General features: G+C 62.9%; 16 protein-coding genes. 3 read left to right on the forward strand and 13 right to left on the reverse strand.

The window, feature by feature from the left end; genetic code table 11:
• Nucleotides 1-25 precede the first annotated feature (25 nt).
• Together ompA and AC1IN8_RS12915 are read right to left on the reverse strand one after the other, a co-directional pair.
• Nucleotides 26-1057, reverse strand: a complete 1032-nt coding sequence (gene ompA / locus AC1IN8_RS12910) for a porin OmpA (RefSeq protein ID WP_139433926.1) — start codon at nucleotides 1055-1057, stop codon at nucleotides 26-28.
• Nucleotides 1058-1356: 299 nt separating this feature from the next.
• Nucleotides 1357-2364 carry an SGNH/GDSL hydrolase family protein gene (locus tag AC1IN8_RS12915; protein WP_479759016.1) on the reverse strand — a complete coding sequence of 336 codons (1008 nt, stop codon included), beginning with the start codon at nucleotides 2362-2364 and terminating at the stop codon, nucleotides 1357-1359.
• 238 nt (nucleotides 2365-2602) lie between these two features.
• Between AC1IN8_RS12915 and AC1IN8_RS12920 the strand changes: the two genes are divergently transcribed.
• Nucleotides 2603-2983 (forward strand): YgiW/YdeI family stress tolerance OB fold protein, encoded by a 381-nt coding sequence (locus AC1IN8_RS12920; RefSeq protein WP_202047278.1) that lies wholly within the window; start codon nucleotides 2603-2605, stop codon nucleotides 2981-2983.
• 64 nt (nucleotides 2984-3047) lie between these two features.
• Here the strand turns inward: AC1IN8_RS12920 and mltC are convergent, their stop codons facing one another.
• The 5 genes from mltC to AC1IN8_RS12945 form a co-directional block, all read right to left on the reverse strand.
• Nucleotides 3048-4148, reverse strand: a complete 1101-nt coding sequence (gene mltC / locus AC1IN8_RS12925) for a membrane-bound lytic murein transglycosylase MltC (RefSeq protein WP_139433929.1) — start codon at nucleotides 4146-4148, stop codon at nucleotides 3048-3050.
• A gap of 179 nt (nucleotides 4149-4327) precedes the next feature.
• Complete coding sequence (locus AC1IN8_RS12930; RefSeq protein ID WP_139433930.1) at nucleotides 4328-4600, reverse strand: oxidative damage protection protein; 273 nt, start codon at nucleotides 4598-4600, stop codon at nucleotides 4328-4330.
• Nucleotides 4597-5670 (reverse strand): A/G-specific adenine glycosylase, encoded by a 1074-nt coding sequence (gene mutY / locus AC1IN8_RS12935; protein WP_139433931.1) that lies wholly within the window; start codon nucleotides 5668-5670, stop codon nucleotides 4597-4599. The genes AC1IN8_RS12930 and mutY overlap by 4 nt, the downstream gene beginning before the upstream one ends.
• Before the next feature lie 205 nt (nucleotides 5671-5875).
• Nucleotides 5876-6562 carry a GspB family T2SS assembly factor variant ExeB gene (gene exeB, locus AC1IN8_RS12940; protein WP_479759020.1) on the reverse strand — a complete coding sequence of 229 codons (687 nt, stop codon included), beginning with the start codon at nucleotides 6560-6562 and terminating at the stop codon, nucleotides 5876-5878.
• On the reverse strand, nucleotides 6562-8205 hold the full coding sequence (locus AC1IN8_RS12945) for an ExeA family protein (protein WP_479759022.1): 1644 nt from the start codon (nucleotides 8203-8205) through the stop codon (nucleotides 6562-6564). The genes exeB and AC1IN8_RS12945 overlap by 1 nt, the downstream gene beginning before the upstream one ends.
• 250 nt (nucleotides 8206-8455) lie before the next feature.
• On the opposite strand from AC1IN8_RS12945, the gene AC1IN8_RS12950 reads away from it, so the two are divergent.
• Complete coding sequence (locus AC1IN8_RS12950; RefSeq protein ID WP_479759024.1) at nucleotides 8456-9694, forward strand: multifunctional CCA addition/repair protein; 1239 nt, start codon at nucleotides 8456-8458, stop codon at nucleotides 9692-9694.
• A gap of 116 nt (nucleotides 9695-9810) precedes the next feature.
• Here AC1IN8_RS12950 and AC1IN8_RS12955 read toward each other — a convergent pair whose 3' ends face one another.
• Together AC1IN8_RS12955 and AC1IN8_RS12960 are read right to left on the reverse strand one after the other, a co-directional pair.
• Entirely contained in the window at nucleotides 9811-11076 is a 1266-nt protein-coding gene (locus tag AC1IN8_RS12955) for an inorganic phosphate transporter (RefSeq protein WP_106885734.1), read from the reverse strand.
• A gap of 25 nt (nucleotides 11077-11101) precedes the next feature.
• On the reverse strand, nucleotides 11102-11782 hold the full coding sequence (locus tag AC1IN8_RS12960; protein WP_025328355.1) for a TIGR00153 family protein: 681 nt from the start codon (nucleotides 11780-11782) through the stop codon (nucleotides 11102-11104).
• Nucleotides 11783-11951: 169 nt separating this feature from the next.
• Between AC1IN8_RS12960 and AC1IN8_RS12965 the strand changes: the two genes are divergently transcribed.
• On the forward strand, nucleotides 11952-12896 hold the full coding sequence (locus AC1IN8_RS12965; RefSeq protein WP_479759026.1) for a CYTH domain-containing protein: 945 nt from the start codon (nucleotides 11952-11954) through the stop codon (nucleotides 12894-12896).
• A gap of 78 nt (nucleotides 12897-12974) precedes the next feature.
• On the opposite strand, the gene AC1IN8_RS12970 is transcribed toward AC1IN8_RS12965, so the two are convergent.
• From AC1IN8_RS12970 to AC1IN8_RS12985, 4 genes are all read right to left on the reverse strand, one after another.
• Nucleotides 12975-13445 carry an outer membrane lipoprotein gene (locus AC1IN8_RS12970; protein ID WP_139433935.1) on the reverse strand — a complete coding sequence of 157 codons (471 nt, stop codon included), beginning with the start codon at nucleotides 13443-13445 and terminating at the stop codon, nucleotides 12975-12977.
• 131 nt (nucleotides 13446-13576) lie between these two features.
• Nucleotides 13577-14029 (reverse strand): GNAT family N-acetyltransferase, encoded by a 453-nt coding sequence (locus AC1IN8_RS12975; RefSeq protein WP_479759028.1) that lies wholly within the window; start codon nucleotides 14027-14029, stop codon nucleotides 13577-13579.
• Nucleotides 14030-14191: 162 nt separating this feature from the next.
• Nucleotides 14192-15994, reverse strand: coding sequence for an aminopeptidase P family protein (locus AC1IN8_RS12980; protein WP_479759030.1), 1803 nt, complete (start codon nucleotides 15992-15994; stop codon nucleotides 14192-14194).
• A gap of 33 nt (nucleotides 15995-16027) precedes the next feature.
• Nucleotides 16028-16693, reverse strand: coding sequence for a GntR family transcriptional regulator (locus tag AC1IN8_RS12985; RefSeq protein WP_139433938.1), 666 nt, complete (start codon nucleotides 16691-16693; stop codon nucleotides 16028-16030).
• Nucleotides 16694-16708 lie beyond the last annotated feature (15 nt).

Below are 16708 nucleotides of genomic sequence, written 5' to 3' on the forward strand. Positions count from 1 at the left end.
CCCGTTTTGTTGTCTGACGCCGGGGTTATTGCTGAACTTCCGATACCCCTTGTACCTTGACCTCTACCCGGCGATCCGGGGCCAGGCAGACGATCAGCTCGCGCTTGGACTTGCTGGTGCAGCTGTCGCCGGTGACCGGTGAGCTCTCGCCGTGGCCTTCCACGTTGACCTTGCCGGCAGGCAGCCCCTTGCCAACCAGATAGTCGGCGACCGTCTGTGCACGCTGCTCGGAGAGCTTCTGGTTATAGGCATCGGAGCCGATGCGGTCGGTGTAGCCGATGACGGTGGCCGAGCCATCCTTGGGTCTGGCTTCCTCAATCTGGGTGTAGAGGGTGTCCAGTGCCTGGCCGGCTTCCGGCTTGAGGGTGGCCTTGTTGAAGTCAAACAGCACATCCGAACTCAGGGTGAACTGCTTGTCGACCATCACGGGCTCGGGAGCCGGGGCCGGCGCGGCGACCGGCATGGCCGGCGGAACCTGGCCGAAGCGGTAGACGGCGGCCAGGGAGAGCAGGCCGTTGTCCATGCGCAGGCCGGTGTCTTCACGACTGCCGTAAGGGGTGCTGTATTGGTACTCGAGGCGGGCTGCCCAGTCCAGGTTGAGGGCATATTCGGCGCCGAGTGCACCGACGAAGACGGCGCGGCCATCGTCGTCCAGCTTGTCGCTGCTGGTCCAGCCATAACCGCCACCGAGGCGACCGTAGAGATCCAGATTGTCCGCCACAGGGAAACCGAGCTTCAGGGTCAGCTGTGCCAGCTGCGCCTCGACATCGTCGTTGAAGACGGCGCCATTGCGGGTGCCGTTGTATTTGAGCTTGCCAAGGTAGTCGTAACCGAGCTCGATCCCCAGGTTCTGGTTGATCTGGTAACCGGCGAAGGCACCGGCCCCCACCTCATCGTCATCCTTGTCTTCGGTGGTGATGGTGTTGCTCTCGTCGACGCCATAGAAGTTGGACCAACCCAGTTTGGCACCGCCATACCAGGTATTGTCTTGTCCGGCTGCCTGAGCGTTGGCCGCAAGCAAGCCTGAAACCAGCAAGGTAATCAGTGTTTTGTTCATATGAAGCCTCTGCAATTTGTCTGTGGGAGAGATCGAATCTGTGTCGTCTCGCCTCATGGGTTGGGCCTGTGTCCAGCCACAACATGTTTAAACGTAGCTCGCTTTTTAAAATCTACAAGCAACTGATATAAAACATATTGTGATAACCATCTGCATCATAGAGGAGTCGGCTGATGACTGTAGGGGCATGACCCGATTCTGTGATGAGTGTCATACGAGTTTCACTCGTTCGTTGCGGGAAGCAACTGACTCCAATAAAGAGGCCGACGTGAAGTCGGCCTCTTGCATCAATTTGCCCATCATTGGGGGATGAACTCGTACTCCCGTTCGATGAAGGTGGCGGCGCGCTCGCTCAGGGCGGCGTGCACAGCCGTGGTCGGGTGGACCTGATCCCAGAACATCTTGCCTTCACAGTCGAGTTCGCTGGCGCTGCGGCGAGCCATCGGGCTGGCAACGGCCTGAGCCAGCAAGGGGTTGCCGGCGATGGCGAGGCGCTCCTGCGCATTGAAGGGGGCAAGCTGGCTATCGGTGGCGGCGCTGCGGGAGGAGAACGGCTTCCACACATAGCCCCCGCCGTAGCAGGCGTTCTCGGTGTCGCTCAGGCCGAAGTTCTGCGGATCCCGCAGCATCTCGGCGAACTGCTTGTCGATCTCGAACAGCTTGACGATGTCGGTAGGGGCCAGCTGGCGTGCCAGGTTCAGCAACAGCTCGTTGTGATAGCGGGAGACATGGCTGGCCGCCTCCACCACCTTCTGGCTGCGGGCCGAGGGGTTCTGGCCCAGATCCGGCAGGTTGAACAGCAGGATCTGCTTGGCGCCGTTCAAGACCATGCGGTTGGCCGAGTCGCTGATGACGTCGCGCACCCGCCGGGCGTCCAGCTCGGTATTCCAGCCATAGGCCAGATAGTCGTTGGCGCCGACCCAGAGGATCACCAGATCGTCCTCCTTGAAGCTGTCCTTCTCCAGGAACTGGGTGATCTCGTAGTCCAGGTTGTTGATGACCTGGTACTTGGGATTCCAGGAGATCTTGTTGTAGGCCACCGCGGTGGCCCCTCCCTCCGCCTCGTTGACGATTTTCAGCCCCGGGAACGGCTGGGTCAGCCGCTCCAGCCAGACCGGGCCGTTGGAGAAGCGACCCTGATAGTAGGGCGGGCTGGAGGGGAGATAACCGCGCATCTTGCCGTACATCTTGCCGGTGTCGGAGAGACTGTCGCCGAACATCACTATGCGGGAGAAGGGGGGACGCGTCTCGGCGGCATGGGCCGTCAGGGCGAAGAGTCCCAATAAACACAGAAGCCATTTGGTCATGTTGCTGTTCTCATGGAGTGGATGCAGGCGCTGCCTGCGGGCTGTTCCTCGAAGGCAAGGGGCTGGGGACCCCTGTTGCCAGGCTGCACGGTATCCACTCGAATACAATCCTGCAGCAAGCCATGGGCATTAAATCGATTGCGGTCACACTGCTCTCCCCTGGATGGGGGAGGCTTCACGTTTGTTTCACGCCGGCCCGGGCAAGATGCCTGCATACCCCAATGACAGGAGCGTGAAAATGAACAAAGCAAAGGTAATCGGCCTGGTGGCCCTGATGTCCGTCTCTTCTTTCGCCATGGCGGCCTACACAGGCCCCCAGGAGCAGAACAAGGTCTCGGTCGCGCAGTTGAAAGACGTGGCAGATGATCAGTGGGTGACTCTGGAAGGCAAGCTGGTCAAGCACCTTGGCGGCGAGAACTACAGCTTCCGTGATGACAGCGGCGAAGTGGAAGTGGAAGTGGACGGGGACGTGTGGCGCGGCGTCGAAGTGGGCCCGAACGACCTGATCCGCATCCGCGGCGAGGTTGACCACAGCTGGAACAAGACAGAGGTCGAGGTCGAGCATCTGGAAAAGGTAGGTGCCGCTCCCCAGAGCAAGGGCGGCTTCATCGCCAAGTAAGTTTGCAGACCATGCTGATGGGAAGGGCGCCAGATAAGCGCCCTTCCTGTTTTTGTGGCTGCCGTCAGCCGGCCCGGACGGCGACGGTGCGCTTGAACCCTTTCTCGGCCTGATTGACCTTGTAGAGGTAGCGACGGGCCTCCGCCTTGGGGTGTTGCTCGGTCAGCACCTGATAGACAGCCTCGGGGGAGAGCCGGTTGATCATGTCAGGGGCAGCCTTGCGGTTGCTGGAGAAGGTGTTGAGCACCCCGCCCGCACCACCGTTGTAGGCGGAGATCACCGCATAGCGACGGGATTGGGGATCCTGGATATCCGCCAGATAGACGGTCTGCAGCAGGTGCAGATAGGCCGTTCCCACGTCTATGTTGTAGGCCGGATTGAACAGATCTTCCCGGGTTGGCTGACCGTTCTTGCCCTTTACCCGCACATAGACGTCCCTTCCGGCGGTGGCCGGGATCACCTGCATCAGACCATAGGCATTGGCATGGCTGACCGCATAGGGGTTGAAGCTGCTCTCTGTCTTGATCACCGCATAGATCAGGCTCTCGGCGACGCCGTATTTGCGGGAGGCCTCGCGGATGATGCTGGCGTACTTGTAGCCGCGCTTGTCCTCATGGTTGGCCACCATGGGGATGTCGACGAAGAAGATGGTGCGGATGCCGAGGGTGCGCTTCTTCATCGCGCTGGCCAGCAGGTAGTCGGCATAGCGCTCCGCGCGCCAGCTGGAACGGATGGCCTGACCCTGGGTGTCCAGCACCTGGCCATAGAGGAATGGCTCGCCACCCGGCATGATCTCTCTATCCGAATAGAGATCCACTTCCGCCGGATCGTCCGGGGTCAGCAGCGTCTCTATGATGGCACGGCGCAGGTGGGCGCGGGGATCGATGCCCGAGACAGTCTCCACCATGATGTGGCCGCTGGAGAAGTCGACGTGGGCCCGGCTCTTGTATTGATCCGTGTATTTGACGTAGTCAAACTTGCCCGCAAACAGTGCCTCGCGTCCCCATATCTCGTTCACGTTATGGGAGAGCGCACTGATCATGTGTTCGAAGCCGCGGATGTCCTTGCCGTTGACCAGATCCTCGTCTTCTGCCCCGGGTTTGGGAGAAGAGGAGCAGGCAGAGAGAAACAGCAGGGCGCACAGCAGCCAAAAAATTCGACCCATAAGATCCTCAAACTGGGCGGTGGGGCCGCCCGTCACTCATTTGCCTTGAACCAGAAGAGGGCCAGCCGTCGAGGGCCGCTCAGCCTGGATCACGGGGACAACTCATTGGCACCGGGGCGGGAGCCGCATGGCCGCAGATGCCGGGCTTCGGCACTCTGCGCCCTGCTCGCCGACTCGGTTTACTGGCTGGGAGGGGTGTAACCGTCGATGGCCACTTCACCCGCTTCAAACAGGTAGCTCACCATCTCCTTTTCCAGCAGCTGGCGATGCTCGAGATTCATCATGTTCAGCTTCTTCTCGTTGATCAGCATCACCTGTTTCTTCTGCCATTCGGTCCAGGCTTCCTTGCTGATGTTGTCGAAGATCCGCTTGCCGAGTTCACCGGGATAGAGTTGGAAATCCAGGCCAGGAGCCTCTTTTTTCAGACGCTGGCAAAATACGGTACGGCTCATGTTGACCTCTGTGGTTGTAAGTCCGGGTAGGCGAGCAGGCGGGCCGTGGCGGCCGCCAATCCCACCTCGGCAGGATGGCGTAAGTTATACCAGAGTCGGGAATCCGCTTCCATGAGCAAGGGGGGGGGCGGGGCAGCCATTTCGATCAGCAAGGGCCGAATATCGAGGTGGAAGTGACTGAAAGTGTGGCGAAATCCAGCGAGCTCCCGGTAGTCGGTCTCATCGAGTCCCAGCCCCTGCAGGCGCCCTTCGATCTCGGCCAGGGACTCCACCTGGGGGAAGCAGTAGAGGCCGCCCCAGATCCCCTGAGGAGGGCGCTTCTCCAGCAGCAGCTGGTCGCCGTGGCGAATGATCAGCATGATGCCGTTGCGGGCAGGAATGCTCTTCTTCGGTTTGCTGTTGGGGTAGGCGGTGGGGTTGCCCTGCGACAGCCCCTGGCAATCGGCCTGCACCGGGCAGCGGTCACAGGCGGGCTTGCTGCGGGTGCAGACGGTGGCCCCCATGTCCATCATGGCCTGGTTGTAGTGGGCCACGCCTAGCCTTGGGGTGAGGCGGGTCGCCAGCTCCCAGAGATCGTTCTCCACCTGCTTCTGCCCTGGCCAGCCCGGCAGCGCCAGCCAGCGGGTGAGCACCCGCTTGACGTTGCCGTCCAGAATGGCGTGGGGCTGACCGAGGGAGAGGGAGAGCACGGCGCCGGCGGTGGAGCGCCCTATCCCGGGCAGGGCCATCACCTCGTCCAGTCGCTCCGGAAACAGGCCGCCGTGCAGATCGCGGATCTGCTGGGCCGCCTTGTGCAGGTTGCGGGCACGGGCGTAGTAGCCAAGCCCGGTCCAGTGGTGCAGCACCTCGTCGATGGGGGCGTCGGCCAGCGCCAGCACATCGGGGAAGCGGGCCATGAACCGCTGATAATAGGGGATGACGGTGGCGACCTGGGTCTGTTGCAGCATGATCTCGGAGATCCAGACCCGGTAGGGGGTCTTGTCCTCCTGCCAGGGCAGGGTCTTGCGGCCGTGGATCTGGTACCAATCCAGGATCCTGGTCGCGAAAGTGCTGTTATCTGAATTGCTCACATTATTCTCATGCTATTGATTTAAAACTAAATTTACCAACGTGTAGCAGTCTTGGCGCTGATACCAGTACAACATCCGGGTGGCGAAAGTGCTGTTATCTGAATTGCTCACGGGGTTCTCATGTTTTGATTAAAAAGGGGAGCTCTCGGGCTCCCTCTTGAACTGCCGGCCAGGCCCGCAGGCCCGGCTTGCCATTGTGGCTCGCTCAGCCGCGCCAGTCCTGCAGCGCCTTGAGGCTGACATGCTGACCACCGACCTGCAGGATGATGTAGTCCTGGGCGATGGCGACCAGCAGCACCCCGGGGGCGACCTCGCTGCCCTCGTGCAACTCCCGCCCGTTGAGCACCACGGCGCGTTTGGCCGGGTCGGAGGAGAAGTTGTGGGCGCCATAGGTCAGGGGAGGAACCTGCTGTTTCAGCGCGGGATCCAGGGCGCTGATCGGCATGGCGCCGGACTGGGGCTGGGCCTGGGACGCCGTCTCTTCCACCAGCGGGGTGTTGTTGAGGGCCATCATGATGCGCTCTGCCAGGCTCTGGGTGCCGTTGCCGGCGGTCGCCGTCGCGGGAGCCGCAGCAGCGGGTTTGGGCTGCACCACGGGTTCTGGCAGGGGCGGAGGCAGCGGGCGGGTGATCATGGGTCTGGGCTCGACCCGCACGAAGGGGGGCGTCACCACCTCCTTCACCTCGATCTGCTGTTCTATGGGCTTGAGATGATAGAGGTGCCAGCTATAGTTGGCGGCCGCCCCCATGATCAGGGCAAGGGGGGCCAGCAGCCACCAGATCCAGCGGCGGTTCGGCTCCTCTTCCTGGCTCACGGGCAGGCCCATGAGGGGCATGTGGGGCGTGAACTGGGGCTGATCGGCGCGGCGCAGAGCCTTGAGCAGGGTAGACATCAGGAGGCCTCCTCCACCAGGGGATCCATGGCGTCATCCGCCACGGCATCCAGATCGACAGGGGTGCTGGCACGCAGGGATTCATCCTCCAGCCTAGGCATGGGTTCACCGGCCACCACATTCAGGCGCAGCAGGGTATTGCTGCCAGCGATGCCGTCCGGGGTCAGCCCCTGCTCGCGCTGGAACTGTTGCAGCTTGTTCTTGAGGGTGGCATCGAAGCGGCTCACCTTGCGATCCGGTTGCTGCATGGCGCGGCTCAGCGCATTGTCCAGCCACTGCACCTGGGTCGCACCGGCATTGCTGCCGATCAGGGTCACCCCGCCCTTGGGCATGCGCCACAGCAGGGTATAGCTGCCTCCCCAGGCGTCGGTGAGCCACTGTCTGTCCACCTGCCAGCTCTGATTGCCGATGAGCAGGGAGGCCTTGTCCGGCCCCAGGCTGACCAGGGTGGCATAGTAGAGGCCGCCGGTCTCGTCGGTCAGGCTGATGAGGGCCGGGTGTTGCAGGGCCTGCAGCTCGGCCAGGGTGGCTTCCCCTTCCTGGCAGCGCAGCCCGGCGCGGGGGGCGTCGTCACAGGTCGCTTCCTCCAGCTCGGTCTGGTAGCCCCACACCTTGTAGAGATTCTGCATGGCCACTCCGGGGTCCAGCGCCTGATTGATGGCGCGGGTCAGCTGCTCCTGCTGCTCCGGCGTCTCATCCACCTTGACCGGCACCTCCACCTTGACCAAGGGACGGGTCGGGAAGACGCCGAAGAACTGCCAGCCCCACCAGCCGGTGGCGACCAGCAGGGCACCGGCCAGCGCGACCAGCAGACCGGACTGCCAGGTGCCCTCGTCGCGAATGCCGCTCACTTCATAGGCCGACTGGCTGATGTCGCCGTGCACTATCTTGTGGCTGCCGCGGGCGAAGGCGGCGATCAGGGCGCGATCGCAGATGAGGTTGATGAGGCGCGGGATGCCGCCGGAGAGGCGATGCAGGGTCTGGATCGCCTTTGGGGTGAAGATGGGCTGGACGCAGCCCGCCACCTGCAGCCGGAAGCGCACATAGGCATCCACGTCCTGGCGGGAGAGCGGCAGCAGGTGATAGCGGGCCGTGATGCGCTGGGCCAGCTGGCGCAGCAGGGGCTGGCGCAGCATCTGTTGCAGCTCCGGCTGGCCGATGAGCACCACCTGCAGCAGCTTCTTCTCGTCCGTTTCCAGGTTGGTGAGCAGTCGCAACTGCTCCAGCACGCCGGGCAGCAGATGCTGGGCCTCATCCACCAGCACCACGCTGCGCTTGCCCGCCGCCAGGTTGGCCAGCAGATGATCGCGAATGAGATCGAACAGCTGCTTGAGGCTGGCCTCCTCGGCATAGGGCAACTGGAACTCGTCACAGATGGCCGCCAGCAGATCCCGCTCGGTCAGGGAAGGATTGAGGATGTAGGCGATCTCGGTCTCGGCGGGCAACTGCTGGAGCAGGCAGCGGGAGACAGTGGTCTTGCCCGTACCCACTTCCCCCGTCAGCAGCACGAAGCCGCCACCGTCCTGCAACCCGTAGTTGAGGTGGGCGAGGGCCTCCCCGTGACGTTCGCTCATATAGAGGTATCTGGGGTTGGGCGAGATGGAGAACGGGGGCTCCGACAGACCGAAGAACTGTGTGTACATAAGGATCCATTCCATTGTTATGGGCGGCAGGTTAAAGCCTCCCCAGAGGGATGTCAAAGACCCGGACACCATAAGAGGGGCATCATAGCCGGTGCCTCAAATAGCGGGGGTGATCGCGCCCGGATAATGGCAAGAAGCGGCCATCTTACTGCGCTTTCTCCCTGGGCGGCGGGCGCGTCTCTCGCGGGCGCATCGTCTATGACGGCCAAAAGCGGTATCATCGAGGCAGGTTTATCGAGGGAGAGTGCGCGTGCAGATTTATCTGGTTGGGGGGGCGGTCCGTGATCGCCTGTTGGGCTTGCCCCAGGGGGACAGGGATCACCTGGTGGTCGGTGCCACTGTGGAACAGATGCTGAACCTGGGGTTCACTCAGGTCGGCCGCGACTTTCCGGTGTTTCTCCACCCCAGCACCCAGCAGGAGTACGCCCTGGCGCGCACCGAACGCAAGCAGGGGCAGGGCTATACCGGTTTCGTCTGCCACGCAGCCCCCGAGGTGACGCTGGAGCAAGATCTGCTGCGCCGGGATCTCACCATCAACGCCATCGCCGAAGACGAGAACGGGCAACTGCACGATCCCTACGGTGGTCTCCGGGATCTGGAGGCGCGGCTGCTGCGCCACGTCTCCCCGGCCTTCGCCGAGGATCCCCTGCGCATCCTGCGGGTGGCCCGCTTCGCTGCCCGTTTCCATGAGCAGGGCTTCGTGGTGGCCCCCGACACCCTGGCCCTGATGCGGGAGATGACCGACGCCGGCGAGCTCGCCCACCTGACCCCGGAGCGGGTCTGGAAGGAGCTGGAGAAGGTGCTGCTGGGGCGGACCCCCAGGGTCTTCTTCGAGGTGTTGCGCGACTGCGGTGCCCTCAAGGCGCTCTTCCCCGAGCTGGACGCCCTGTTCGGGGTGCCGGCCCCCGCCAAGTGGCACCCTGAGATAGACACCGGCATTCACACCCTGATGGTGCTGGATCAGGCCTGCCAGCGCTCCCCGGATCTGCCGGTCCGCTTCGCCGCCCTCTGCCACGACTTTGGCAAGGGCCTGACCCCCCCTGCGTTCTGGCCGAGCCACCACGGCCACGGCCAGAAAGGGTTGCCCCTCATCCGGGATTTCTGCGAGCGGTTCAGGGTGCCGAACGACTGCCGCGATCTGGCCCTGCTGGTGAGCGATCTGCACACCCACATCCACATCGCCTTCGATCTCAAGCCGCCGACCCTGCTCAAGGTGTTCGACAAGGCGGATGCCTGGCGCAGGCCGGAGCGCTTCGCCCAGCTGCTGGATGCCTGCCGCGCCGACTTCCACGGTCGTACCGGTTTCGAAGAGAAGGTCTACAGCCAGCCGGACTATGTGGCCCAGGCCCTGGCGGCGGCCCAGGCGGTACCGGTCAAGGAGATAGTGGCGGCGGGTTTCAAGGGGGAGGGGATCCGCGAGCAGCTCGCCAAGCGGCGGCTCGATGCCATCAGCCGGGTGCGTGACGAGTGGACCTTTATCGAGGAATAAGCGCCTCTGCAGGGTCGATGAGCGACGCGTCATCGACCCTGCAGAGGCAACGCAGAGACATAAAAAAGCCCGAGTCACCGACCCGGGCTTTTTGCCGTCTGTAGGTTGTAACCGGCTTAGGAGAAGCAGGCCTGCAGCACGTAGAAGATGGCGATGGCCAGGATGGCGCCGGCGGGCAGGGTGATGACCCAGGAGACCACTATGTTGCGCAGCACGCCCAGGTTCAGGGCGGCGATGCCACGGGCCAGACCCACCCCCATCACGGCACCGACCAGGGTCTGGGTGGTGGAGATGGGCAGACCCGTACCCGAGGCGATCACCACGGTGGCGGCGGTCGCCAGCTGGGCGGCGAAGCCACGGCTTGGGGTCAGGTGGGTGATGCCGGTGCCGACGGTGGCCATCACCTTCTCACCCATGGTGGCCAGACCGATGACGATACCTATGCCACCAAGGGGCAGTATCCACCAGGCGATGTGGGAATTACCGGTGATCTGGCCGGCACTCTCGACTGTGGATACCACGGCGGAGAGCGGGCCTATGGCGTTGGCCACGTCGTTTGAGCCGTGGGCGAAGGCCATGGCACAGGCGGTGATCACCATCAGGATGCCGAACACCTTCTCCACGTTGGCGAAGTGCATCTTGTTGTCATCCTGCGGGTTGTACTGCTGACCGCGAATGTAGAACCAGCCACCGATGGAGAGGGTCACCGAGATGGCGATGGAGAGCAGGATGCCCTCGCCGTCGCTCAGGTGCAGACCGACGTGGGTCAGCCCCTTCTTGATGGTCACCAGGCAGATGACCAGCGCGGTCAGGAACATGTAGAAGGGGACATAGCGCTTGGCGTTGGCCAGCGGGTTGTCGGTGTTGAAGATGAGCTTCTGCACGCTGATGAACATGAAGTAGGCGATGATGCCCGAGATGGCCGGTGTGACCACCCAGGAGCCGACTATGCCGCCAAACTTGCTCCACTGCACCGCTTCCGGGCCGACGCTCACCACGGCGAAGCCGACGATGGCGCCTATGATGGAGTGCGTGGTGGAGACGGGCCAGCCGAAGTAGGAGGCCAGGATCAGCCAGAGGCCGGCGGCCAGCAGGGAGGCTATCATGCCGAGCACCAGCAGATCCGGGGTATCGGTGAAGGCATTGGTATCTATGATGCCGTTACGGATGGTCGCCGTGACTTCGCCACCGGCCAGATAGGCACCGGCGAACTCGAAGATCATGGCGATGATGATCGCCTGACGTATGGTCAGAGACTTGGTGCCGACCGATGTGCCCATGGCGTTGGCGACGTCGTTCGCACCTATGCCCCAGGCCATCAAAAAGCCGAACAAGGCCGCCACGAGCACCAGGGTGGTGCCGTAATTTGCGATAATGTCCATTAGTAGTGTTTACCCAGTCAGTCGATTACGAACGAGCCAGCATCAGTTCCAGACGGGCGCCAACGCGCTCGGCCTGATCAGCCAGGTCACCTACCCATTCGAGGATCTTGTAGAGGAACATAACGTCGATCGGATTGTACTTGTGCTCAACCGCTTGCAGCTGTTGGCGCAGCCCGATCTGCATGGTGTCAGTATCGTCCTCGATAAGATCCAGCTGGTGGATCATCTCGGCAACCATTTCAACTTCACGTCCTTTAAAGCCGGTTTCGAGCAGCTCATCGAGTTCTCCGATGGCTTTTTCGGCTTGGGCGGTCGCATCGATACAACGTTTGAGATAGGCCATGAAATCGGCACGCATCTCGGTGGGGAATTCCATCTTGCGGCCAAGCATGCGGCCGGAAATATCCTTGGCACGATTGGCAATCTTGTCCTGCTGAGTCAGCAGTTCCAGCAGATCGGTACGGGCGACCGGCAGAAACAGACCGCGAGGCAGTTTGAGGCGAATTTCGCGTTTGAGAATATCCGCTTCTTTTTCCAGCTGGGCTATCTGTTGCCGGATTTTTTCGGCATCTTCCCAACGGTCTTCGGCAACGGCATCAAAGAAGGGAACCAGCTGCTGGGAGCACTGGTGAACCTTGACGATATGCTTCTGCAGCGGCTTGATGGGGGACTTGGCAAAAAGACCCAAAATAGTATTTACTGGCATGGCCAAACCTGTGTCGGTGAAAAAACACTCGATACGATTTTATGAGGGGCGCAGGATAACCGAACTGTGCCATCAATAAAACCGTGAATTAATCCTTATCTATCGCTGGCATTATATCCTCGCGACCCGGATCATGCCCCCCAAAGTTGCCTGCCTGCCCGGAATGACTATGCAAACTGAGATCGAGATAAAGTTTTTCGTCACCAGCAATATTCAAGAATCTCTCTCCAACTTTCTGAATTCACTTGAAATTATCTCCTCTGAGCAGGTTAGCCTCGGCAATGTCTATTTCGATACGCCCAAGCTGGATTTACGCCGGCTCGACATGGGATTGCGGATCCGCCGCAGCGACCAATTTTCCGAACAGACCATCAAATGTCGTGGCCAGGTGGTCGGCGGGCTGCACGCCAGACCCGAATACAATGCCCCGGTGAGCGGGGATCTGCCGACCCTGTCCGCCTTCCCTGATGCCATCTGGCCGAGTCTGGCCGTGCGCGACGAGATCCAGTCCACTCTGGTGGCCCAATTCAGCACCGACTTCCTGCGCCGTCACTGGCTCATCGCCTTCGAGGGGGCCCAGATAGAGCTGGCCTGGGATCGAGGGGAGATCGTCGGCACCCTGGGGCGCACCGATATCGACGAGCTGGAGCTGGAGCTCAAGTCCGGCGAGGCGAGGGCCCTGTTCGGGCTGGCTGCGCGCCTGGCGGAGCTGGGGGGCGTCAGGTTGGGGGCCCAATCCAAGGCGCAGCGGGGCTATCGGCTGGCGGGGCTCGGCAAGCCCCTGGCGGCGCAGCCCTTGCCGGATGTCGGCGGGCTCGATGGCAAGGCCTGCATCACGCTCGGCCTGCAGCTCTGGCAGCATCACGAGCAACTCTGGCTGGAGTGCGGGGATGAGGAGCGGCCGCTGGCGCTGCAAGGGATGCTGCAGGGCTGCGACCTGGTGGTCGAGGCCGCCGAGAACCTGGCACAGGTTCCTGCCTGGTTGCCCGCTCTTCGGGGGCAGCAGCGTTTGCTGGCAGAGGCGGGGGAAGAGCGGCTGTCGGCCCTGCTGCACGGCACCGATCTCGTGGGCCTGCAACTGGCCATTGCGGCCTGGCTGCACCTGGATGCTTGAGGGTTCAGGCTTGCACTGAATGCAAAAAGGTGAGCCCAGGCTCACCTTTTTTTTGCTGAGGGAAAGCGTCCGTCGGGATCAGTTCACCACGGCCACGTTGATGCTGCCATTGCCCTGGGTCATGCGGACCCGGGCGCCGGGTACGAAGGTGGGGCTGGCCTTTTGCACCACGACGATGGATTCGCCGTTCTCTTTCTTGATCTCGAGCTCGACACCATCCACCTGGTTGAGCTTGTCACCGGCAGCCTTGCCGGCGGCGGCGCCCGCGATGGCCCCCCCGGCGGCGGCGATGTCGCTGCCGCGACCGCCCCCTATGGTGCTGCCGAGCAGGCCACCGACCACGGCGCCGCCTATGGTGCCGATCAGGGAGTTCTCATCGGCCTGGATCTTCACCGGGCGGGTGGAGATGATGGTGCCGTAGCTGACGGTCTGAACCTGCTTGGCGCGATCCTTGGTGTAGACATCGCCTGAGTAGACGTCGCTGTTGGCACAGCCGGTGATTGCGGTGGTGGCGGCCAGCAGGGTGACGAGAGCAATACGTTTCAACATGATGGGCCTCCTGGGCGGGCATCGGGTTAATCGATTTGATGCATTCCACTCTACGCCAACCGGATTGTGCATTAAACCCGCAAAGTGTAACCAATTATGTGGCCCGAACGGCGGTCAGCCCCCGATGCGGGTCAGCTCAGGGCCTTCTCCAGCAGCAGGCGATCCTCCCCGGGGCCGAAATAGCCGGGCTCCTCGGCCAGCAGGACGTAGCCGAGGCGCAAGTAGAGGCGCTGGGCCGGATTGGCCGGATCCACGGTCAGCCTGACTCGTGCCACCTGCAGCTCTGCCAGTGCCTGCTCCACCCGCAGCATCATGCGCTCGGCCAGGCCAAAGCCGCGGGCCTCGGGCCGCACCGCCAGAGAGAGCAGCCAGCCCTGCGACCGATCCTGACCCAGGCCTCCCAGGGCATAACCCAGCAGCCTGCCCTCCAGCTCCGCCACGACCAGCAAGGCGGGCCACAGATCCATGGCCTGACGGAAGAAGAAGGCGGGGTAAACATCCTCCCCGAAGACGTCGGCGTCGATCTGCCAGATGGCGTGCATGTCGGCGTGGGTGGCAAGGCGTAATACGGGGGACGAGTGCATCGGGGCTCCTCTCATCGGGTTTCTGCTGCGGGGCAGCCAAAAAAGGAGGCACAGGGTAGAAGGCCAGAGGAGTCGATGCAAGGGGGTCGGCGGTGGCAGACCACGGATATAGAAACAGGGCCCGCAGGCCCTGTTTCACCGGACAACCTCGGCTGTCTGCGATCAGATGAGGCGGGTCGCCTGCTCCAGCCAGGCGAGATCCTCGCCCTCCAGCAGCGGGCTCAGGCGGCGGTAGACCTCGGCATGATAGTCGTTGATCCAGCGGAACTCGGCCTGGCTCAACAGGCTGCGATCGATGAGACGGATATCGAACGGCACGTAAGTCAGCCGCTCGAAGCCCAGCATCGCCAGCTCGCCCACCTGCTCCAGCTCGGTGACCACCACCAGGTTCTCGCAGCGGATGCCGAAGCCGTTTTCCCGGTAGTAACCCGGTTCGTTGGAGAGCACCATGCCCGGCTGCAGGGCCACCAGGCTGCCCTTGGGGGCGATGCGCTGCGGACCTTCGTGCACGCTCAGGAAGTGGCCGACCCCGTGGCCTGTGCCGTGGTCGTAGTTGTAACCGGCCTGCCACAGGGGCATGCGGGCCAGCACGTCGAGCTGGATGCCGGCGGTGCCGCGGGGGAAGCGGGCCTGATCCAGGGCTATGTGGCCCTGCAGCACCCGGGTGAACATCGCCTTGTGCTCCTCGGTGACCTCACCGACCTTGACGGTGCGGGTGATGTCGGTGGTGCCGTCCAGATACTGGGCGCCGGAATCCACCAGGTAGATGCTGTCCTGACCGAAGGGGCGCGGGGTGCCGTTGGTGTGACGGTAGTGGCACATGGCGGCGTTGGGACCCAGCGCCGAGATGGTGTCAAAGCTCGGCTCGACGTAGTGATCCTGCTCGCGGCGGAAGGCTTCCAGGCGATCGGCCAGGGTGCCCTCATCCATATCCTGATAGTCGCCGGAGGCGATCAGGCGATCCAGCCAGGCGAGGAAGCGGGTGACGGCGACGCCGTCGCGCAGATGGGCGCGCTGCATGCCGGCCAGCTCCACGGCGTTCTTGCACGCCTTGGGCAACATGGTCGGATCCTGTCCTGCCACCAGGATGGCGCCCGCCTCTTCCATGACGAGCTGGGTCCAGGCGTTGGCGGTATTGGGGTCGGCCAGCACCTTCTGCTGATCCTCGCCGATGCGCTGCAGCACGTCGCCCAACTTGTCGATGGGGTAGACGGAGACATCCTGCCCCACGTGACGGGTGAAGGCGATGCAGTCGATCTTGTCGGTGTCGACGAAGAAATCCATGCTGGTGTTGGCGTAGAGCACGGCGAAGCCCAGCACCACCGGCAGCCGCTCCACGTCGCGGCCGCGCAGGTTGAGCAGCCAGTTGATGGGCTCGGCCTGGGTCAGCAGCACCGCATCCAGCCCGCGCTTGCGCAGGTCCGCCGCCAGCAGCTCGCGCTTGGCCTGGCTGGACTGGCCCGCCAGCTCCTCGCTGTAGAGGATGACAGGGGTCTTGGTCGGGGCGGGGCGATCGCTCCAGTGCAGATCGATGGGGTTCTCATCGACCCGAACCAGCGCTATGCCGCGCTCGGCCAGTATTGGCTTGGCGCTCTGGTACCAGGCGAGGCTGTGCAGGCGGGGATCGAAGCCGACCCGGGCGCCGGACGGCAGTTGCTCTGCCAGCCACTGGACGTGGGGATCTTCGTTCAGGTGAAGAAACTCAAACAGCTCGGCCGGTGCCTGCATGCGGGCCTGCACCGTATAACGACCGTCGACGAACAGGGCCGCCCGCTGCGCCATGATGATGGCGAGGCCGGCGGAGCCGTTGAAACCCGTGATCCAGTCCAGCCGCTCGGCGTAGGCGGGAATGTACTCCCCCAGGTGCTCGTCGTCGTGGGGAACGATGAAGGCGTCCAGTTCCAACGTGGCCAGAGTGGCCCTGACCTGGGCGACGCGGGTTTCAATAATCTCGAAATGATTCATGTCGTTATTGCCAGATTGTGATGATGTGAGTGTTCACTGATTGTGGCCGCTTGCCAGGATCTGTCGGATCGACTGGCCTGCCGCCTCGATATGTTGCTTGAGCAGGACCACGGCCTCGTGCTTGCGGCGGGCACGGCACAGCTCCAGCAGGCGGGCGTGTTCGCGCTCGGCCTTGTCCACGCCGCCCTGGGCGAACAGCAGCTCGAAGCGTACGTAGCGATCGCAGCTCAGATTGATCTGGGCGATGAGATCCAGTGCCTGGGGACGATTGGCAGCCTGATAGAGGGTGGCGTGAAAACTGTGGTTCAACTCGGCCCAGTGCTCGATCTGGGTGCCGGACTCCAGCGCCAGATCAAACTGGGCCAGGATGGCTTGCGCCTTGGCGAAGGTCTCCTCCGTCATCAGGTCGACGGCGTGGAACAGGGTATCGGCTTCCAGCAGCGCCCGCAAATAAAAGAGCTCCTCGATGGCCGAGGCGTCCAGCATGGTGACCACGGCGCCGCGATGGGCCTCGAACTTCACCAGCCCCTGGGCCTCCAGCTGCATCAGCGCCTCCCGCACCGGAATGCGGCTCACCGCCAGCTCCTTGGCGATGGCGTCCTGACGCAGGGGGGCGCCTGCCGCAAACTCCCCACGCAAAATCCGGCCGCGGAGGTTCTCCATCACCATCTGGGTACGGGTCTTGTAGGGTAGGGTCATGCTTGAGTCACGGGC

It is taken from the genome of Aeromonas sp. 130281, from assembly GCF_056642115.1.